The sequence below is a fragment of the Propionispora sp. 2/2-37 genome (genome assembly GCF_001298735.1).
GTDB lineage: Bacteria > Bacillota > Negativicutes > Propionisporales > Propionisporaceae > Propionispora.
Genome location: NZ_CYSP01000013.1, coordinates 81,864 through 101,648, shown reverse-complemented (window position 1 = coordinate 101,648; position 19,785 = coordinate 81,864). Strand labels below are relative to the sequence as shown.

The window sequence follows — 19,785 nt, the reverse complement described above, 5'->3', positions numbered from 1 at the left end:
GGCCCGGCTGCCGGGAAAGCTTCCCCCTGTCCGGCTGATACCCTTTTAGGTATCCTTCCCCTTATGCAGCAACCGGATTGCTTCCGTCTCATCAACCGGCCTGCTGATATAATACCCCTGGATCAGGTCACAGGAGTTTTCGGTCAGGTAGGTATATTGCTGCTCAGTTTCCACCCCTTCCGCCACGACAACCATGTTAAAATCGTGGGCCATTTTAATAATGGTGCTCACTATATTCGTCTTGGCGGTATCGTGCATGATAATGTCAATAAACGATTTATCAATTTTCAGCTTGGTGACCGGCAAATTCCATAAATAGGTTAAGGATGAAAACCCGGTCCCGAAGTCATCCAGCGCCAAACGGATCCCGGTAGCACGCAGCTCGCCAAACTTGCGCTTTGCATCTTCCATGGAGCTCATCAGAAAGCTTTCGGTAATTTCCAACTCGATCTGACCCGGCTTGATGCCGGCTTCAGCCAGAGCGCCGCGGACAACCCCAACAAAATCATCGGCTGCTATCTGTTTTGCGGATACATTAACGGCTATATAAATATCTTCATAACCATGATCCGCCAATCGCCTGGCAAATGCACAGGCCTCCTTCAGCACCCAGGCCCCCATAGGCTGAATCAGTCCGCTTTGCTCGGCTACGGGAATAAAACAGCCGGGTGATACCGGGCCGTGCTCCGGACTGTCCCAGCGCAGCAGGGCTTCGAAGCCGACGACGGCTGCTCCCTTAGCGGCAGCCTGCGGCTGATATGCCAGTGAGAGTTCTTTCCGTTCGACCGCATAACGCAGGCTGTTTCTCAGTACCGTTTTTTCCAGCGCTTCCGACTGCATAAAGGCTTCGTAAAAGCACCAGCCGTTCTTATCCTTTCTTTTCGCAGCATACATGGCATTATCGGCGTTTTTTAATATTTCTTCAGCAGTATTGCCATCTGCAGGGTAAACAGCTATGCCAATACTCGCCGACATGGAAAAACTTTCTTCCCACACATCATAGCTGATACCCAGCTCCCGGACAATGTTGTCCGCTATGCCGGCAATTTCCGTCCGTCCACTTGTCCCGGGCAGAATCACGACAAATTCATCACCGCCGATACGCGCCACAAATGCGCCGCTGCCGGCCGTAGCTACGATACGCTGCCCGGCCGTACAGCACTATTGATTTCTATCGCCCGTTCGCTTTCTACTTTATGCAAAAGCCCTCCCCAGATAAAACATAAAAGAAACGCGCCAAAAAGAAGGATAACATATTTTAGCAAAGATAAATTGCCGGCAAACTTTTTAGTACTAATCAGGTGCATGTCCAAGGGCTCCTCTCACCGTCACGACCAGGTCAGTGCTGACAATATCGCTTTTCCAGCAGCTTCTTATCATAAAAAACAGGCTATACCAGGTATCACCGGCGATGGCAGCCTGGCAATCATCGACGGGCTCCGTCCGCAGTACCATAGTTACGCCTTTACGATCCGTTTACGGTGAATGTGTTATTAGCATTTTTATCTATTATCCTACTTATTTTGCAGCCTAGTCAATAAAAAAGTAAAACACCCGCGCCGAGAAGAGGCTTTTTAGCTCTAGCCGGAGTAATGAGAAATACGCTTTATTTGAGTCTTTACATTATTCACAAATTTGTCCATCTATACTATAATCAAGATAATTCCTTATAGTTACCTTGCGTTTAGCTTTAAGCCTAGGGAAAATAAAAAGCCGGGGAGAGAGAACAAATGAGCCAATTCAAACTGGAAAAACAAAAGCGCATTGCCTTAATCGCGCATGATAACAGAAAACAGGATCTGGTCAGCTGGGCCATGAAACGGAAGCAACTATTAAGCAATCATTTTCTTTGTGGTACGGGAACTACGTCGGCAATGATATCTCAACACACCGGACTTTCGGTCAAGGCGTATCAAAGCGGCCCGCTCGGCGGCGATCAGCAAATCGGCGCCTGTATTGTTGCTAATGAAGTAAATTTCATGGTTTTTTTCTGGGACCCCTTGGCGGCTCAGCCTCATGATCCCGATGTCAAGGCTTTGTTGCGTATCGCAGTTTTATATGATGTGCCCGTGGCCATGAATCAATCCTCGGCAGACTTCTTTTTAACTTCGTCACTCATGGAAGAAGAGTATGAACGAAATGTACTGGACTTTTCCCAGCTTAAAAAGAGAACTTTTTAAAAGTCCTATGCGGTTACGTTAAAAACAGGGCCAGTACCCGACTTATTTCACTCAGCCTTTCCCTTCTTAAAGAATGAGACTTACATAAAACGATAGAAAAAACAGTGTTAGCCAGAGGGACTAACACTGTTTTTAGTTTTATCTTCGTGTTTTTTCAAGCCGGTTATAAATACCCGCTTGAGTTTCCTGACATTACCTTCCTAAAAAGCGGTATGGCGGTTGTACATTTCTCCTGCCCTTTCTTATTAACCCTTGCTACAGTTGCCCTAAATCCTATATAATTAATTTGTTAACCAAAAATTACATAATAGTTAACAAACAAGGAGGGTGGATGTTGAACTTACCGCTTCGCATGGTTCCGCAAAGCAGAGTACAATGGATCACGGAAGTCGGCCTGCTGGCCGCTTTTATCGCGATTACCGGAACCTTTAAACTGCCCGGCCTAATACCCGGGACCGAGTTTCAGCTATCGGCGCCGCTGGCTGTAGCCATCTGCGCTGTATTTGGTTTTACCAAATATCTGACTGCCGGGATGCTCGCCAGTTTGGCCGGCCTGGTACTAGGTACACAATCGGTAATCCATGTGGGTATTGCTATCGTATTTCGGGTAGTTGCCGGACTGGTGATACTTGTTGCCGGCCGCTCCCTGCCGGCGGTTGTGGCGGCGGGTCCGCTCGGCTCCCTGGCCGCCCGGCTGGTCTTAGGGTACATCCTTGACCAAGCAGCCTGGCCGCTGGTAATGGCGGCTTTGCCCGGAATGCTCTTTACCGCGGCAACGGCTTGGCCGCTGACAGGGTTACTTTCCAGAATAAAAGAAAGAAAAGAGTGATACAGTATGCTTTTCAGCGTTAGAATGCGAGCCGCTCAGGGCGGTGCCCATGAAGTCGGCGGCAAACATATTTCCGGTGCAGAACGCCTTGTAAAAAAAGAATGTTTGAGTACGCTTGCCGCTTATATGCTGGAACGGGCATTAACCCATAGCCGTGGTGAAGCTGACTTTATCAATATTACCGTGGAGGCGGTAGCCTGTTCTGCTATTCGTAAAATCAAATGCCTGGCAATACAGACGGTGGCTGTGGATCATATCGCGGCAGGCCGGGCAGCCGCCCGGGAAAAGCTCATACAGGCCGGCGTTACCAGGCAGGCTGCCGCCAAAGGACTGGAACTGTTAACAGGTCTGACTCATAGTCTGCGCGGCGCTATGCTGGTCTGTGCCGCTACCGGCAAAAGGCTGGATAAAACCGGAGAGCGCGGTGTCCGCGTATCACGTATGGATGTTGAAGATGAACAGGCCTACCACCATTGGCTCAGCCGCCAGGGTTACCAAAATATCCACATTAAAGAAGCGTTGGTATTAGCTTCTAAAGTGAGCTCGGCTCCCGGCATCAGGGCCGAACTCTGCTGGTCCGACGATCCGGAATATATAACGGGCTACGTTGCTTCACCGGCCGGCTATACCCGGATTACCCATCTTAAACCCTTCGGCAGCGAAGTAGGCGGACGGATTTTCTTTGTTGCGCCCAATGCCGCTGTAGATGAAATTACAGCCTATCTGGAAAATCAGCCGGTACTTGTACAAGTGGCGGAAAGCGAAGGCAGCTCCGATGCATTTTCTGACTGATGCTTTAGCGCAAATGAAAAGCCGCCGGCTGTACAGGCAGGCAGCCGCGCTTAATCCGATAAATCCGCTGGAAGTAGAACAAAACAGTCAAAAGTACTTATTACTGGCTTCCAACAATTATTTAAGCCTGACTCATCATCCGTCCGTGCAAAAAGCGGCAATGGCAGCAATTGCTGCATACGGTACCGGTGCGGGCGGCGCCAGGCTGACGACAGGAAGCCATCCGCTCTTTGCACAGCTGGAGCAGGAATTAGCTGCATTCAAGGGAACCGAAGCGGCCCTTGTCTTCAATACCGGCTACATGGCTAACCTTGGTATTATCAGCGCTTTAGCCGACAACCATGATGCAATTTTCAGCGACGAACTCAATCACGCCAGTATCATTGATGGCTGCCGCCTATCCCGGGCCCGCGTCGTAGTATATCGGCATAACGATATGGATCATTTAGGTCAATTACTGGCAAATACCTCCTGCCAGGGGAAAAAGCTGATTGTGACAGACGGGGTTTTCAGCATGGACGGAGACATCGCCCCGCTTGACAAGCTTACCGATTTAGCTGGGCAACATAACGCCATCGTGATTGTGGACGATGCCCATGCAACCGGGGTGCTTGGATCTGCCGGTAAAGGTACGGCGGCTTTTTTTGGCGTAAGCCGCAAAGTGCAGGTTCAAATGGGTACATTAAGCAAGGCTCTGGCGGCAGAAGGCGGCTTTGTTGCCGGCTCCACGGATTTAATTGATTATTTAAGAAACAAAGCGCGCAGTTTTATCTTTTCCACCGCCCTGTCTCCGGCAACCACGGCCGCGGCGCTGGCCGCCTTACGCGAGTTGTCCGCCCATCCGGACATGGTTGAACGACTCGGCGAAAACGCGCAATACCTGAGAGCAAGGCTTAAGGCTAACGGACTGAATATACCGGAAGGCATAACACCCATCATAGCGGTGATCGTCGGTGGGGAGGAACATACTCTGAAACTGGCAGACGAGCTTAAAGAACAGGGGATTATGGTTAGCGCCATCCGTCCGCCGACAGTGCCTGCGGGCACCAGCCGCCTGCGGCTTACCGTAACCGCAGGACATGACAGGCGCCAGCTGGCAACGGCAGCCGACAAGATAGCCGCAGCCGCCCGGCAGCTAGGCATTTTGTAATAACAGCCTCTATTTCAAAACAGGAAGTTCCCTGGCACCGGCTGGAAAACTTCCTGTTTTTTTAATGAATACTATCGTTATACCCTCAGTGGCGGTTGGATTTTTGGCGTCCGGCCAAAAACAATCATTTTCTGTTTTCCTATGTTAAATTACGGTTAATTTAGGTTAAATATACCGCAAATAAGAAAATTCCTATTTTCATTGTTCTATAATGAGTATGACAACTGCATATAAATCCAATAATTGTAAACGGAGATGATTGTCGATGAAAGTCAGTAAAAAAATTGCCCGCTGCACTCTGGCAACGGCAATGATTGCCTGTCTCGGTTTTACTGTCTTTGCAGCCACCGAGCATTGGAACGATGCCTCCTCCCCGGCGGCGACGCCCCGCGCGGAATGGACTGCGTGGAAACAGGAATGGGAAACGGTGCAAAAGGATTACGAAAAAATTGCGCTTAATGTCGGCCGGAATCCCTCTGAACTCAATTTTGGCTGGTACTCCCATACCAGCGAGGTTCCCGTCATTAAATTATCCACTTCCCCCAATATGAAAAACGCCAAAACATTCACCGGCACCCAAGAAAAAATAAAACAGCAAAACGGCATTCAATATTACGCTAACAAAGTAACTGTCGATAAATTAAAAGAAAACACTACATACTACTATACTTACATTAGCAATGGCCGGGAAAGCGCGCCTGCGCAATACCGCACGCACAGTTTTTCGTCTTTTAAGGCACTGTATGTCGGTGATCCCCAGATTGGCGCATCCAACGGACAAATTTCCTCCGAAGGAGAAACAATGGCCAAATTAATCGCGGCCAGAAATGATTCTTTTAACTGGAATAAAACCTTACAAATGGCCGTGAAAAAAAATCCGGACCTTAGCTTCATCATATCGGTCGGCGATCAGATTAACGATACCGCCAATGGCGAAAATCAGGAATATGAATACGCAGGATTTCTAAATCCGTCGATCTTACGCAGTATTCCATTATCTACACTGATCGGCAACCATGATTCCAAATTTAACAACTACTCCAACCATTTTAACAATCCCAATACATTTGATGGCGCCGAATCCATCTATACTCTCGGCCGGACAGCCGCCGGCACCGATTATTATTATACTTACGGCAACGCATTATTTATTGTGCTTGATACCAATAACTATAACTGTCAGACTCATGAAAATGTCATGAAAAAAGCAATTCAGCTGCACGGCGACAAAAAATGGCGGATCGTGATGTTCCATCAGGACATTTATGGTTCCGGTTATGACCATTCAGACTCGGACGGCATCGTGCTAAGGACACAGCTTACGCCTTTATTCGACAAATATGCTGTTGATGTTGTGCTGCAGGGTCATGATCATACCTATTCCAGGACCTATCAGTTGACTGGCGATGGTAAAAACCATCCTGTTTTTAGTTCCTCACCGGTCAAAGCAAGCTCTTCTCCGGCCGAAAAAGCCCCCTACCTTGCCGCAAACAACGCTTATCACATTGTAAGTTCTCAGGTCGGCGGAACCATCACCAACCCTAAGGGTACCGTTTATCTGGAAGCCAATTCGGCTACAGGCAGTAAATTCTACAATTTGATTGCTGTTCAGCAAAATTATATTGCGGAAAGAAGCCAGACCTGGACACCGTCTTATGCCGTAATCGCCATTGACAATAACAGTTTTTCAGTCACAACCTTCGATGCAACAACGGGAGAAATACTTGCCGGATCAACTCCATATAAGATTATAAAAACGGGAACCCGCAACTGAAATGATTACCAGACAGTACAGGCAGGCTACAAACCTGTTTGTACTGTCTATAATTAGGGGAGGAACTATGCAAGCTATTTCAAGAATCGGCAAAAAGGAACTTTTTACTAAGACCATGGTCTGTTTGCTGACCATTGTTCTTGCTTTGTTTTTGCACTGGTTTAATCATACGACAGAAAAGGTCTCACTGGTCAATACCGCGGGTAGGACTTTTGAAAAGGCAACGGTTGTTGAAATCGTCACGGATAATTTGGCGGAAGACGGCAACCGCTATGGCAATCAGCAAGTCCGTTTGCAGATGGCTACCGGCCCTAATAAAGGTAAAATAGTCGACGCTGTCAGCCCGGACGGCATGCTGTTTGGAACAGCCTGCCGCCCGGGCATGAGTGTCATCACCATCAGCAGCGTAAACGGCGACGCCTCCGTCACGACAGTGTACAGTCGTGACCGGGAATGGGTCGTATTTGGCTTTTTGCTCATCTTTTTGCTGCTGCTTGCGCTAATCGGCGGCAAGAGCGGAATTAAATCGGCTTTAGGGCTTATTTTTACTTTTGTCTGCATTTTTTATCTGCTGCTTCCGATGATCTACCGGGGAATTTCGCCATTTTTGTCAGCCATTACGGTTTCCTTTATCACTACGTTTGTTACCCTCTACCTTATCGGCGGCTGGACGGGCAAAACCGTTTGCGCCGTAACCGGCTCACTGGGCGGTGTGCTCATTGCCGGTATTTCCGCCTGGCTGTTCGGTCTCTGCGCCGGTATCAACGGCTATAATGTAGGAGAAATTGAAAACCTGTTATTTCTGGCGCAAAACACGCCCGTGCGTATCGGCGAACTGCTTTTTGCCGGCATCTTAATATCGGCTTTGGGAGCAGTCATGGATATTTCGATGTCTATTGCCTCAGCCGTCAACGAAATTTATGATAAAAAACCGGATGCGACGGTTGCCGAATTATTCGCTTCGGGCATGACGATCGGCCGGGATACAATGGGCACTATGTGCAACACGCTCATACTGGCCTTTACCGGCAGTTCTCTTGGCTTGCTCATGCTGAATTATTCCTATGACCTGCCCTACCTGCAATTGATTAATTCCTACAATATTGGCATTGAAATCATGCAGGGCATCTCCGGAACGATCGGCATCATTTTGACCGTGCCGCTGGTCTCGTTCCTTTCCTCCATGATTATTCCTAAATGGCATTAATCAAATCCTCCTTTTTGTGTTCTGCAAATAGCAAAAATAAATAGGATTATTGCTTTAGCGATCCGGAAACAATACCAAAGAGAAGGATAGTATGAAAAGGGAGGTTTGAGCATATGAAAGAACGGCTCGATACTATGGAAGAACTGAACAACTCACTGCCCGACAAGCATGAAGTGGCACGGCAACTGGGCATACCGCTCGACCAGGGTCATAACGAAGACCTTACCACACAGCAAGTCGGCAAAATCGGTGGTAAAATTGGCGGCGAAAAAGTAAAGCGCATGATAGAAATGGCAGAAGCTTCTATGGCCGAAAACGCTCAAAAGGAGGCAGTTGAAGCTAAGGCGTCAGGGCGTACGGACCATACCGTTTAGGGATAGGGAAACCAGTACGGCGACGACCGACATTAGGAAACATAAATACCGTGATACGCTCTAATTAAAGCGTATCACGGTATTTTACATACTTTCACTATTGCCCTGATGCTTCCAACCTTTCCCGGCACAAATTCATCGTTCCTGTCATCCCAGGTTTTCATCAGCGTCCGCAGTCAGCGGGAAATACCCGAAGCTTAAGGATTCAACGTTTTACCAGGCCAAGTAGATTAACCACAAGTGCAACCATACCGCCCGCAATCAACGGGCCTACCGGTAATCCCCGGAAGAAGCAGACACCGATTATTGTGCCGACAATCAAGGCTGTGGTAATTTCCGGTGATTCTTTCATAAAAAATACGCCCTGGCCGGCAATCCAGGCTACCAAAATTCCAATGATAATGGCTACAATACCAACAGGAGCTTTAAATAAGCCCGCTATTTCATTACTTGCTATCCGACCTTGTGCCACCGGACTTAAAACAGCTATTGTCAGAATGATAATACCGGCGTTCATTCCATAATTATCAATGAAAGAAAAGCAATTGACCAGCCCTAGTTTTTGTATCAATAATAATACTACCGCAGCGATAGTTACCGTATGATTATTGCCGATAGCTGCCAATACCAGGATAATTAATATAGGGATACTATCCCAACTCATGCAACCCACCACCTATGAATCTAATTTTTCCGGCAATAATAGGCAACGGAATCCAATATTGCCTGTACGTCGCTGGACATATCTACAAATTTGCAACCATAGTTATTTCCCTGCTGCCAGATGACTTTGGCCTTTATCTCGACATTGCCTAATTTTCGCGGCAGGGTTAACCGGATCAACTGGTCATTTTCCAAAGGCTGCTCCACTTGCAATATGATTCCTCCATTGCTGATATTGATTGCCGTCGCCGGCTGCGTGGACGCTCTTCCCTCCAGAACAACCGTTACCGGTTCATAAATATCGGCACGGGAAAAACTCCGGTTTTCCTGTAAAACAGCAACACCGCGTTCCTTAAGGATTCGCTCAATCCATGTCCGGTCCCAGGTCATGTTGTCAATATCATTCAGAATCGCGTCTTCTTTACGCAATGTCGCTCTGGATTTTTCTAATAAACCCTCAGCATCAAACGGGTTAATGACAACAACTCCGTCTTCATCACCAACCAGTATATCTCCCGGATGAACGGCTACACCGCCGCAAACGACCGGGACATTGATTTCTCCGGGTCCGTCTTTGTAAGGACCAGCCGGTGTGACCCCTGCCGCATAAATAGGTATATCCATTGTCTTTAGTGCCCCAACATCCCGAATAGCGCCATCAATAATAAAACCGCCGATTCCCCTCTTCCTGCCCCACAGCGCCATTAGTTCTCCCATAACGGAATGGGTCAAATCGCCCTGTACATCTACCACCACAATATCGCCAGGCTGTGCCAGGTCAAGTGCCTTATTAAGCATAAGATTATCGCCGGGACGTGACCTGACAGTAAAAGCCGGTCCTAGTAACGCTGTCTCATTTATGGGGCGAATTCTGGCATCCATGCACGACATGCGATTCATGTTATCGGCTATATTGGCTACCGGTATCCCGGCAAATCCTTCAACTAAGGCTCTGGGTGGCCGATTAAATTCTAAATAAATACGTAATCCTACATTTGACATAATCCATCCTCCTGTTTATCCCCATGAATTTATTCCGGGATACACTCCATGATTTATCAAATAACCGTGTTACTTCTAACAAGAAAACAATGTCTGCTAAACGCAGCTAGTACTGTCTAAATCCTAAATTGGGATACAATCCTTTGAAGATCTCCCGCCATTTTGGCCAGGTCGGCAACGGACGAGGCAATCCCATGTAGCGATGCGGCTTGTTCTTCGGTAGCTGCAGAAACGGTTTGACTTTGGCTGGTCACCGTCTTACTTACCAAGGCTATGTCTTTTATTGAACCAACAAAGTGCTGGCTATCATCAGAAATTTGCTCAATCGCTGAGGATATATCCGCAATTTGCTCTGAAACCTGTTTTACAAGTCCTCCAATTTCCTGGAAGGCTTGTCCTGCTATATGAACCACTTCACTGCCTTTTTTAACTTCACTTACCCCTTCATCCATGGCCGTTACGGCTTTGTCGGTATCTTCCTGAGTTTCCCTGATCAGATTGGCAATTTCTTCTGCCGCCGACTGGGACTGTTCGGCAAGTTTTTTTACCTCTTCTGCCACTACAGCAAAACCACGCCCCTGTTCGCCTGCCCGCGCAGCTTCAATCGCCGCATTTAAAGCCAGCAAATTGGTCTGCCCGGCCAAGCCTGCTATGGTTTCAACAATTTGTCCGATTTCCTTCGATCGCCTGCCGAGCTTGTCCACCATCTGCGCCGAATTCGTGACGGACATTTCGATGTTAGCCATCTGATTGTTTACCTCCTGAATACTTCTACCACCTTCCTGGGCCGTATCCGATGTCTTTCCGGCCATGGCCGAAACACTTTCGGTATTTGCTGTAATTTGCTGAAGGCCTGCAGACATTCGCTCCACAACATCCATGGCATTGTCTACAGCCTGCATTTGGTTAGTTGTCCCACTGGCTACTTCTGCTATTACTTCGGCAATTTGATTGGCAGTCTGCGTCAATTGATCCGTATTGGCTGTAAGTTCTTCCGAAGAAGCTGAAACCAGTTTGCTGGCCTCCTGCACTTCGATAATCATATTACGAAAATTCCCGATTGAGCTTGCTATTGCCCGGGCCAGAATACCAATTTCATCCTGGGTTGCGGATTGCATAGCTACTGTCAAATCACCGTTGCCAATCCTGGCAACCTGCTGAACCATTTGCCCCATAGGACGCAAAAGTCGAATAAGAAATAGCCAGGCAATAAAACCGACAACAACCAGCCCTATGAAAAGAGCAATAAGCATGGATTTCAGGCTTTCATAAAAAGTGCTTTTAAATTCACTCATTGGCAGACTTAGAATCACCTGCCAATCGGTATTCCGGATCGGCAATGACACGGCTAGAGAATCTCTCCCGGCCAAATCTACATAGGCAAGAAGGCGTCCGGGATTTTCTTCCAAAGTATGTAAAAGTTCCTCGGCCACTTTGTTCCCTCCATGCAGCATATCGCTATTAGAATGGGCTACCACGGAACCATCCCGCGCAACGATGGCAACCACGCCGTCTGTTCCCACTCTGATCTGCGACAGAAAATCCTGTAAAGTTTTCAAATCAACAGACTGAACGACCATCCCCGCCATTTTTCCGTCTTCCGTTTTGACAGGCTGGGTAACGACGACCGAAGGAACCCCTGTTGCTCTATTCAGAATCACATCGCTAATATGAGACTTTTGATCATTCATGGTATCCTTGAAAAACTTACGGTCGGCTATACTGACCCCAATCGCTTTGGCTTCGTAAGGAGCTGTAGCGACACGGATTCCCGAAGAATTAAGAAAAACCAGGTGGTCAGCCCCCCATGTAGCGGCAAAATAAGTATCAATTTTCTCTTGTATACGGGCGGCATCCCCCGACTTCAAATCGGGATCATTAGCATAGAACTCCCCGCTTCTGGTAAAGGAAGCAAATAATTCACTGACTTCACCGGCAAGCTGGGCCGCCTGGCCGTTCATGTTTTCTTGTGTGTTATTAAAATTTTTACTATAAAGAACCAATAAACCAGATCCACTAACTATAAGTCCGGTCAAGCATAAGGAAATTAATAATAACACAACTACTTTGGTTTTAATTGACATGTTTCACTCTCCTAAACGTTAAGAATAATGACTACAGCTATGTACATATGTCCCAAAATTAGAAAAGACTCAACTTGCACCAATCTCATGAACCCAGGTACAAGCCATGTCCTTCTTCATTTTACAACCAAAAAGTATTCTGCCTGCTCAAACAAAAAAACCGGACAAATGCCCGGACGTTAGTACCTATTTCGAGGGCAACCTGGCAATCATTGACGTACAGTCTTTAGACCCATAGCTTTGCGTCCTTATTTTTCAATAAGTTTGCCAAATATGTATTTGAATAACTTAATCTAATATGATTACCACAATAACTCTCTAAAAAGATCAAAATTCATTGTTCTTTGTCTTCTCACTGCCGAACCGCAAAAGCTGCAAAGCACCATGTGATTGATTATCATTATCAATTATAATTCTACCTGATTTCGATGTCAATACTTAAGCGGTATCCCTCATATCAGGAACACGGCACTGGCACGAAAAGGGACTGACTGTATTACCAGGGATGTTCTGAAAAATAAACATCCGGATGACCGTTAAGATCATCCGGAACTATGCTGAGCGGGTATTCATTTTTTGTTACTCGCTGCTGCCTCTTCTTATACCAGGATACATTACAGTTACTTCAGCCTGGTTAACGCATTGCCCAGAGCGTTGACAACCTCATCCACCTGCTCTTTCGTAATAATCAACGCCGGTGCCAGCGTCAGCACATTGTTGTAACCGGGGACACTGCGCCCCATGCGGCCAATCAAATATCCCTGATTTTTCACGTCTCCTACAATACCGGCCATAATGCTTTCCTGAACCGGCGCTTTCGTTTTCTTGTCCTCTACCAGCTCCAGGCCGACAAGCAAGCCCTTGCCGCGGATATCCCCCACCAGCGGGTGATTTTTGAACTGGCTTAACTCTTCCATGAGGTAACGCCCCACAACCGCGCTGTTCTCTACCAACTCTTCCTCTTCGATAATACGGATATTTTCAAGGGCCGTACTGCAGGCTGCCGCACAGCCGCCATAGGTGCTGATGTCCCGGAAATAACCGAAATAGTCCTCCGGAGCGGCCAGAAATTGATCAAAAATATACGTTTTAGCGGCAGTACCGGCCAGCGGCATATACGAACTGGCAAGCCCCTTGGCCATACTGATCATATCCGGGTCGACATCGTAGTGCTGGTAGCCGAACATTTTGCCGGTCCGGCCAAATCCATTCACCACTTCATCCAGAATTAACAATACTTCATACTGCCGGCAAATCTTTTGGATGATCGGGAAATATTCGGGTACAGGCGGAATAATGCCGCCTCCGGCGGTGATCGGCTCAAGAATGACCGCGGCCACACTGTCCGCTCCTTCTTTTTTGATAACCTCTTCCAGCGCATATGCACATTCCATACCGCAGCCGGGATATTCCTTGTTGAACTGACACCGGTAGCAGCAAGCGTGCGGAATTTTCACAAAGCCCTCCAGGAGCGGCCCAAATCCGTTTTTTCTTTCCTCCTGGCCACCGGCGCTGAGCACGGCAAGCGTGCTGCCATGATAATCACGGTCCCGGTAAATAATTTTGTATTTTGCGGCATGAGGATACTTTATCCGGAAATACAGCCTGGCCATCTTAAAGGTTTTTTCATTGGCTTCGGAACCGCTGTTGGACACATACAGCCGGGGCATGGCCGGCAATAACGAAGCCATTTTTTCCGCCAGCCGGATATAAGGCGGATTCGCAACACTACCGGCATAGTAAGGCAGTGTTCTCAACTGCCGGGCCGCGGCTTCCACCAGCGTTTCCCTGCCGTAGCCGACATTAACGCACCATACTCCGCCGGACAGCATGTCCAGATATTCCTTCCCTCGTGCATCTTTAATATAGCAACCCTGTCCTTCCACCATGATCTGCGGTTCCTGATTCTCCAGCAATGAGTGATTGGTCAAATGCAGCCATGCATATTCCTGCTGCGCCTTCAGTAATGCTTCCACCTCCTCAGCCCGTAAATCATTTTCACCATGAAAATAAGACATAACATTCCCCCCTAAAAAATAAATGGAGCTACTTTGCATAGCTCCATTGCCATTACCTGTTCTTGTCAACACTGTACCAGAATATAAACCTGTTGTCTATGTCCCGGCAGGACATAAATAGCAGGTTTTATTGTGCAAAGTGACAATAACTAATTAAGGAACTTCCTGGCCAGCAGGGCAAGCTCCAGCTTTACCTGGTCCTTAGGCTGATTCAATTTACAGCCTGTAATGGTTTCAATCTTTCTTATCCTGTTTTTGAGTGTATTCCGGTGCACAAATAAGGCGTGCGCAATGGTATCCAGACTTTCTCCTGTTTCCAGCACCTTTTCCAGAGTCACGAGTAATTCTCCCTCGTGCTGCCGGTCATGATTGATCAAGCCGGATAAAACTTCGTCACAATAGTCCTCCAGTTCCTTCCTGTCCATCTTAAACAGCAGCTTATACAGGCCCATTCGGCTATACCAGTAGATATGCTCCTCTGCCGGAAGGACCCTGGCCAGTTCCAGAGCAAACTTGGCCTGCTCCAGACTCTGCCTGATCTGCCGGGGAGTTTCCCGGACCGCGCCTACCCCGATGCAAACCACCATCCCGGGAACCGATTGTTGAAGTCCGGCCTGCAAAGCACGGGCAATCCGGTCGGTTGTCTGCTGTCCCGCAGGACTGTCCTCTCCAGGCAGCACCATAACAACAGAATCCAGGCGAATATCAAAAAAAACTTTCTTGTCGTAAGCTGCCAGCACCTTATCAATCATTCTTTGGATATTTAATTTTACGGCATTAATGTTTTCTTCATTCTTCAAACCGGCACCATCCCAGTAGACTGCCGCTTCTTCAAAACGGATCAATAACACCTGTTGAGGACGCGTTAAGTCATATCCGTAATAAGCTGCCCGGGTAACCGGTATGTCCAGATTCTGTGTATCGCCGTATAAAACATGTTCAAACACTTCCCGAATGGATTTTTCTTCCATTTGACGTTCCACAATGTAAGCACAAATATCTTTTGTAACACCAGCCAGCTTAATCTGCCAGGGCAGTGTAAAAACAGGAAAGGACAGCGCATCGGCCAGTTGGATGACCTCTTGCGGTATTTCCCGGATATAGGGGCCGATGTTAATAACCAGGCCGCTCAGTTTTTTCATGGCCGCATCCCGTATCAGGACCTGCATATCTTCATTCCCGTTTTTAAGCCCCATGCCGGTGATAAACAACAACTCTCCCCTTTGCAGCCACTGGGCCGCATCCGGCAAATCGCTGATATGGACCCAGTAGACCGGATTCTCCAGACCGGCCCGGCCCGCAATGAGTTTAAAACGGTTTACTGCAGGCAGCCGCAGCAAATCCTTCACCCGCATAATCATGCCTCCTCACTCCCGGCATACGAAAAATATGTCGCATAGCGCCATTCCTAACTATCCAGCCCGCCCCCGTCTGTTAACACCTTGTTTTTTTCTTATTTGCGCGGGTCTATCGTTTCACCGCGCAATGCCTGTACCAGCCAGTCAGCATATTGGTTCATTTTATTGATATCGGTTTGTTCCTGGCCCTTAAAATTGGCCCGTAAGGCGTACTTTACTATATTCCCCTTTAAAAACCCTTTAAACTCTTCCGGTGTCAAATACATCTGTGCTATCTCTATAAACTGAACCTCGGCCTGTTGGTAATGGGTTTGTGTCTTTGCCGTCCCGTCATTCATTTTGCATCTCCTCCTTTACACTTTTATTGATCCGGTATGCTTAAACGTTCTACGCTGCTGCGCAGCAACTTCACAGCGGAGCCGCTGGTACAAATATACCCGTCTTTCCAACTTCTAAATATAAATCACAGCGCCTGTTATAGCAGGGATTGTATCGAGTTCGGTTTGGTCATTTCCCAATAGCGTTTTACTTTAAAGGCAAATTGCAGCTCCATGCAGAAAGAAAGATCATCTAAAGACCGCCCCAGAATACTTTCTATTTTATCCAGCCGGTACCGCAGCGTATTACGATGTACAAACAGCGCGTTGGCTGTTTCCGTTACCTTGCAATTGCAGGTTAAGTACATTTCAAGGGTATTACATAAATCTTTGCCCTGCAGCGCATCCCAGTCCATCAACGGTTTCAGCCAGGATTGATAGTACGCCTCCAGCAATGTTACATTCTCTACATCCGCTAAAATGGAGTAAATCCCCATATCTTTATAAAACACGACATCGTCGTTTATTTTTATCGTCCTGGCGATATGCACTGCCTTGGCCGCTTCATCAAAGGCGACTTTCAGCCCTTCTGCGGAATGATACGAATGACTGATGCCTACGCTAAAGTTTATACTATAGAATTGCCAAAAGTGTGCTTGAATGCGCTTTAGCACGGGCATAAGATCAGCCTTAATTTTGTGCAGGGGAATCAGTACGGCAATACTGTCATTTTGCCATAAGGTTAATACATTAGGCAGGCCTAAATTATAAAATTCATATTGAATGAATTTCTGTAAATTTGTTCTATATATACTCATTTGCTTTTCTTCCGGCCATTGATTTTCGGAAAACAGCATGGTGAACATAGCTATGCAAAACGGCTTTTGCAAGTCGATTCCATAATATTGCGCTTGATACAGAAGATCTCTGTTATTTTTGGAATCCTTGTACAGAAGATCCGTAAAGATCCTGTCCAACGTATTTTCTTTCGACTCTTCTTCAATTAACTTTTTACAAATAATCTGTGATAGGTCCACTAACTTGATGGATAGTGAAAGTTCAAACAAAGGCAGCGAAAGCTCGTCCGCCGTCTGTATAATTTCCGGAGCGATCCGTCCCACGTGGATAATAAATCCTGCCGCATTCTTTTCATTGGCCGCATACATGAATTGCTTTAACTTATTCGTATTTTGCGTAATGCTGTTATGGGTGACGATAATGAGTTCGCCGCCATGGATCCAGTCTCCCAGATTTTCAGAATCATCCAGGCACTCAATGCAATCGGCAAAGTATAACCAGCGAATGGGACGATGGACGCCCTGTTTTCCTCCTAACAAGACAAGGTCTTTCAATTGGGGAATTTTCATTATATCCGGGTAAAACATATTCTCCGGCCTCCCAACATGCAGAAAACCACACATTATTACTTGACATTATATCATAGTTGTAACTCTTTAAAGAATAATTGACATTCTGAATAATAAAAGCCCTGACTCCAACTGGTTTTTCAACCATTTCGGCCAGGGCTTTTTTCAAGCTTGCATTGCTTTGTCGGCTAAACGGAAAAAGGCTCGGATTGCGGTTTCTAATTCTCTATCCGGTGTATTTTCTTCTTTGCAATGGGATAATCCTTGCGAAGACATGGCGAACATCATCACTGCCGGTACAAGTTTGGAAATTTCCGCCGCATCATGCAGCGGCCCTGAAACCATACTGGTTTGTTCGCCCGTTTCCTCTGCTACTGCCTCCCGGCAGAGCGCCACCAGCTTATCCGGGAAAATAGTCGGCGGATTTTTCCACACGGATTCGAAGGATACTTGAACCCCATGCTCTGCCGCTGCTTTTTGGGCTACTGCCCGGGCTTGTTCCACCAGTGTATTTAACACCGCCGGATCGATGGATCGCTGATCCAGCGAGATACGGCAACTTCCCGGGACTATGGTCACAACATTGGGCCAAACCTCAACCTTTCCTACCGTACAATAGGCATCATACTTTAGACCAAGCCCCCGGAATCCCAGTGAAGCCTGTGCCGCAGCCAAAAATGCATCCTGGCGCATGGTAATCGGCGAACCGGAATGGGCTGGCTGTCCCTTAAAGGTTATATATTGACGCCGGCACCCCGTAATACCGTACACACAGGCAGCCGCTTTACGCTGCTTCTCAAGCAAGGGAGCCTGTTCGATGTGCAATTCCAGATACGCTTTGACCGGTTTGGCTAAAAATTCTTCGTGTGCCTTGGGAAAATCCGCCGTCTGCAAACAATAGTTCTTCAAAGCATCAGCAAAACGGACACCGTCATTATCGCGCAGATTTTCGATGGTTTGGACATCCATCGCTCCACTCACTGCCGATGAACCGGTACAACTGTACCCAAAGCGGGCACCTTCCTCATCGGCCCAGTTCACTACATAAATAGTATATTTAGGCTTCACACCGTGCTTGCCATAGCGTCTCAGAATCCCCATACCGGCCACAACACCCAGCGCTCCATCCAGCCAGCCGCCATTGGGAACACTGTCTAAATGACTGCCGATTACAATCGCTTCTTCCCGTTCTCCCGTGATTTTTGCCCATACATTATGGGCCGCATCCATGGATATGTCCGCGCCTTCCGCCTTCGTTTTTCCTTTGAACCATTCTACAGCCCGATCCCAGATCGGTGTCCAGGCTACACGCTGCGCCCCGTCTTCATTCGATGTTAGTTGCGCCAGTTCCCTCAATTCGCTGACAACTGTTTTTGCTGCCTGGTTTACATCAAAATCCATTAGAACCCCGCTCCTATTAGAAATTCGCTGACTCTTTTGCTAAAAACTAATTCACTCCCTTTAGGGCTTATTTAAAATATCCGAAACGCTCCCTCACGGTGATTTTTGTGACATACTTCGTTAACATTTTTTGAAATAGGGGCCACTATTCCTGCAGAATGTTGCCCGTCTGTTGCAGAAATCACTTGCCATGGATCATTCCGTTATTTACAAACAAGCCCTAACCGGCTATTTTTCATTTGCGACTTTTTTGACAAAGGTATCGTCGATAAGCGAAGCAGCCTCAACGTCGTTTTTGATTACCTTCAGCTCTTTGAGGAAAGAAACAATTTTCTGCTGGGTAAAGCCCCAATACGAAGATTTTTCCGTCTTTGTAAAACCTTCAACACTGTCCTGGACTGTTGCAATATGCAGCGTGTCCATCATGGCACGGCATTCTTCCGGCGTGACATTCATCCGTTTTGCTATGATCGCTTCCGCCTCATCCCGATGGTTCTGCCAATACAGTACTGCTTCATTCCAGCTTTTCACAAAAGCCGTAACTGCTTCCGGACGTTCTTTGACAACGGCTGCCGAAGCAGCAACGCAATCGGTAATCAAATCCGGATTGTCCTTAGTAGAATAGAGCAATTTCCCGCCGCCATTCACCGCCTTGCTCAAATAAGGTTCCCAAATCGATGCCGCGTCCACCTTACCGGCCAGAAAAGCACTGCCGGCATCGGCCATATTCATATCCACAATTTTTATATCCTGAGCCGACATCCCCGCATTATCAAGCAAAGTCAGCAAATACATATGATCGACACTATAAAGCTGCGTTGCCACTGTTTTCCCCTTTAAATCCTGAATGCTCTTAATTTCCGGTCTGGATACCAGTCCATCGGATCCAAGAGATTTATCCGTCATCATAATCACTTTGAAATGAGCGCCTTCACTGGCCGGCGGAATGGTATCCGGTGCCGGATACGTGCACATATCCAGGTTTCCGGCTAAAAAGGCGTTACTGCTTTCTGTCGTCGATGGAAATTCCTTCAGGGAGACCTCTAGACCGTTCTTTTGAAAAATCCCTTTTTCCTGTGCTACATAGGCAAGCATATTGGTCGGCCAGGACGTAAACCCGAGACTTAGTTTCATGAGTTCTTTCGAGCCTGCAGCTTTCTCTGTAGAATGAGTGCCGCCACAACCGGCAATGAGCGTGGTCAACAATAAACTGAGGAACAATAAACCGCTTACCATTTTCTTTTGCATGATGTTTTCCCTCCTATTTTT

The 19,785-nt window shown here is 47.3% G+C and carries 19 protein-coding genes and 1 riboswitch; of the genes, 7 read left to right on the top strand and 12 right to left on the bottom strand.

The features are described from left to right. Window positions 1–45: 45 nt before the first annotated feature. The 3 genes from P22_RS14530 to P22_RS20940 are packed head-to-tail and all read right to left on the bottom strand — an operon-like array spanning window position 46 to window position 1,455. Entirely contained in the window at window positions 46–1,110 is a 1,065-nt protein-coding gene (locus P22_RS14530; RefSeq protein WP_054260955.1) for a putative bifunctional diguanylate cyclase/phosphodiesterase, read from the bottom strand. Window positions 1,111–1,133: 23 nt separating this feature from the next. Then, a complete protein-coding gene (locus tag P22_RS20620; protein WP_156318979.1) occupies window positions 1,134–1,307 on the bottom strand; it encodes a hypothetical protein in 174 nt (57 codons plus the stop codon). Further along, window positions 1,294–1,455: a hypothetical protein gene (locus P22_RS20940; protein ID WP_172675852.1), complete on the bottom strand. Its 162-nt coding sequence runs from the start codon at window positions 1,453–1,455 to the stop codon at window positions 1,294–1,296. The genes P22_RS20620 and P22_RS20940 overlap by 14 nt, the downstream gene beginning before the upstream one ends. A 275-nt stretch (window positions 1,456–1,730) precedes the next feature. Here P22_RS20940 and P22_RS14525 point away from each other — a divergent pair, with 275 nt between their 5' ends. The 7 genes from P22_RS14525 (at window position 1,731) to P22_RS14495 (ending at window position 8,306) form a co-directional block, all read left to right on the top strand. Then, the gene (locus P22_RS14525; protein WP_054260954.1) at window positions 1,731–2,180 is read left to right on the top strand and encodes a methylglyoxal synthase; all 450 of its coding nucleotides are present in this window, start codon (window positions 1,731–1,733) and stop codon (window positions 2,178–2,180) included. Between the two features lie 331 nt (window positions 2,181–2,511). After that, complete coding sequence (locus tag P22_RS14520) at window positions 2,512–3,009, top strand: hypothetical protein (protein ID WP_235814664.1); 498 nt, start codon at window positions 2,512–2,514, stop codon at window positions 3,007–3,009. Between the two features lie 6 nt (window positions 3,010–3,015). Further along, a complete protein-coding gene (locus P22_RS14515) occupies window positions 3,016–3,801 on the top strand; it encodes a 6-carboxyhexanoate--CoA ligase (protein ID WP_054260953.1) in 786 nt (261 codons plus the stop codon). After that, window positions 3,785–4,951, top strand: a complete 1,167-nt coding sequence (gene bioF / locus P22_RS14510; RefSeq protein ID WP_054260952.1) for an 8-amino-7-oxononanoate synthase — start codon at window positions 3,785–3,787, stop codon at window positions 4,949–4,951. Before P22_RS14515 ends, bioF begins: the two co-directional genes overlap by 17 nt. A 265-nt stretch (window positions 4,952–5,216) precedes the next feature. Beyond that, window positions 5,217–6,725, top strand: coding sequence for a purple acid phosphatase family protein (locus P22_RS14505; protein WP_054260951.1), 1,509 nt, complete (start codon window positions 5,217–5,219; stop codon window positions 6,723–6,725). Window positions 6,726–6,792: 67 nt separating this feature from the next. Continuing rightward, window positions 6,793–7,932, top strand: a complete 1,140-nt coding sequence (locus tag P22_RS14500; protein WP_054260950.1) for a YibE/F family protein — start codon at window positions 6,793–6,795, stop codon at window positions 7,930–7,932. A gap of 113 nt (window positions 7,933–8,045) precedes the next feature. Then, the gene (locus tag P22_RS14495; RefSeq protein ID WP_054260949.1) at window positions 8,046–8,306 is read left to right on the top strand and encodes a small, acid-soluble spore protein, alpha/beta type; all 261 of its coding nucleotides are present in this window, start codon (window positions 8,046–8,048) and stop codon (window positions 8,304–8,306) included. A 205-nt stretch (window positions 8,307–8,511) separates the two neighbouring features. On the opposite strand, the gene P22_RS14490 is transcribed toward P22_RS14495, so the two are convergent. From P22_RS14490 to P22_RS14450, 9 genes are all read right to left on the bottom strand, one after another. After that, the gene (locus P22_RS14490; protein WP_054260948.1) at window positions 8,512–8,970 is read right to left on the bottom strand and encodes a DUF441 domain-containing protein; all 459 of its coding nucleotides are present in this window, start codon (window positions 8,968–8,970) and stop codon (window positions 8,512–8,514) included. 20 nt (window positions 8,971–8,990) lie between these two features. Then, window positions 8,991–9,971, bottom strand: a complete 981-nt coding sequence (locus tag P22_RS14485) for an RraA family protein (protein WP_069972830.1) — start codon at window positions 9,969–9,971, stop codon at window positions 8,991–8,993. A gap of 116 nt (window positions 9,972–10,087) precedes the next feature. Next, entirely contained in the window at window positions 10,088–12,055 is a 1,968-nt protein-coding gene (locus tag P22_RS14480) for a methyl-accepting chemotaxis protein (protein ID WP_054260947.1), read from the bottom strand. A 193-nt stretch (window positions 12,056–12,248) separates the two neighbouring features. Then, window positions 12,249–12,334, bottom strand: a riboswitch (cyclic di-GMP riboswitch). Window positions 12,335–12,675: 341 nt separating this feature from the next. Then, window positions 12,676–14,073 carry an aminotransferase family protein gene (locus P22_RS14475; RefSeq protein ID WP_054260946.1) on the bottom strand — a complete coding sequence of 466 codons (1,398 nt, stop codon included), beginning with the start codon at window positions 14,071–14,073 and terminating at the stop codon, window positions 12,676–12,678. A gap of 149 nt (window positions 14,074–14,222) precedes the next feature. Beyond that, window positions 14,223–15,428, bottom strand: a complete 1,206-nt coding sequence (locus P22_RS14470) for a PucR family transcriptional regulator (protein ID WP_054260945.1) — start codon at window positions 15,426–15,428, stop codon at window positions 14,223–14,225. 98 nt (window positions 15,429–15,526) lie between these two features. Continuing rightward, window positions 15,527–15,769, bottom strand: a complete 243-nt coding sequence (locus P22_RS14465) for a DUF3310 domain-containing protein (protein ID WP_054260944.1) — start codon at window positions 15,767–15,769, stop codon at window positions 15,527–15,529. A 137-nt stretch (window positions 15,770–15,906) separates the two neighbouring features. Continuing rightward, a complete protein-coding gene (locus P22_RS14460; protein ID WP_054260943.1) occupies window positions 15,907–17,133 on the bottom strand; it encodes a PucR family transcriptional regulator in 1,227 nt (408 codons plus the stop codon). A 147-nt stretch (window positions 17,134–17,280) separates the two neighbouring features. Further along, entirely contained in the window at window positions 17,281–18,516 is a 1,236-nt protein-coding gene (locus tag P22_RS14455; RefSeq protein ID WP_054260942.1) for a hydantoinase/carbamoylase family amidase, read from the bottom strand. A gap of 228 nt (window positions 18,517–18,744) precedes the next feature. Next, complete coding sequence (locus P22_RS14450) at window positions 18,745–19,764, bottom strand: ABC transporter substrate-binding protein (protein ID WP_054260941.1); 1,020 nt, start codon at window positions 19,762–19,764, stop codon at window positions 18,745–18,747. Between the last annotated feature and the right edge of the window lie 21 nt (window positions 19,765–19,785).

Coding starts and splice junctions, on each gene's coding strand:
- P22_RS14450 (WP_054260941.1), bottom strand. CDS start 19,764: ATGCAAAAGAAAATGGTAAGCGGTTTATTGTTCCTCAGTTTATTGTTG.
- P22_RS14475 (WP_054260946.1), bottom strand. CDS start 14,073: ATGTCTTATTTTCATGGTGAAAATGATTTACGGGCTGAGGAGGTGGAA.
- P22_RS20620 (WP_156318979.1), bottom strand. CDS start 1,307: ATGCACCTGATTAGTACTAAAAAGTTTGCCGGCAATTTATCTTTGCTA.
- P22_RS14455 (WP_054260942.1), bottom strand. CDS start 18,516: ATGGATTTTGATGTAAACCAGGCAGCAAAAACAGTTGTCAGCGAATTG.
- P22_RS14515 (WP_054260953.1), top strand. CDS start 3,016: ATGCTTTTCAGCGTTAGAATGCGAGCCGCTCAGGGCGGTGCCCATGAA.
- P22_RS14470 (WP_054260945.1), bottom strand. CDS start 15,428: ATGCGGGTGAAGGATTTGCTGCGGCTGCCTGCAGTAAACCGTTTTAAA.
- P22_RS14520 (WP_235814664.1), top strand. CDS start 2,512: ATGTTGAACTTACCGCTTCGCATGGTTCCGCAAAGCAGAGTACAATGG.
- P22_RS14490 (WP_054260948.1), bottom strand. CDS start 8,970: ATGAGTTGGGATAGTATCCCTATATTAATTATCCTGGTATTGGCAGCT.
- P22_RS14525 (WP_054260954.1), top strand. CDS start 1,731: ATGAGCCAATTCAAACTGGAAAAACAAAAGCGCATTGCCTTAATCGCG.
- P22_RS20940 (WP_172675852.1), bottom strand. CDS start 1,455: ATGGTACTGCGGACGGAGCCCGTCGATGATTGCCAGGCTGCCATCGCC.
- P22_RS14485 (WP_069972830.1), bottom strand. CDS start 9,971: ATGTCAAATGTAGGATTACGTATTTATTTAGAATTTAATCGGCCACCC.
- P22_RS14495 (WP_054260949.1), top strand. CDS start 8,046: ATGAAAGAACGGCTCGATACTATGGAAGAACTGAACAACTCACTGCCC.
- P22_RS14500 (WP_054260950.1), top strand. CDS start 6,793: ATGCAAGCTATTTCAAGAATCGGCAAAAAGGAACTTTTTACTAAGACC.
- P22_RS14505 (WP_054260951.1), top strand. CDS start 5,217: ATGAAAGTCAGTAAAAAAATTGCCCGCTGCACTCTGGCAACGGCAATG.
- bioF (WP_054260952.1), top strand. CDS start 3,785: ATGCATTTTCTGACTGATGCTTTAGCGCAAATGAAAAGCCGCCGGCTG.
- P22_RS14465 (WP_054260944.1), bottom strand. CDS start 15,769: ATGAATGACGGGACGGCAAAGACACAAACCCATTACCAACAGGCCGAG.
- P22_RS14460 (WP_054260943.1), bottom strand. CDS start 17,133: ATGTTTTACCCGGATATAATGAAAATTCCCCAATTGAAAGACCTTGTC.
- P22_RS14480 (WP_054260947.1), bottom strand. CDS start 12,055: ATGTCAATTAAAACCAAAGTAGTTGTGTTATTATTAATTTCCTTATGC.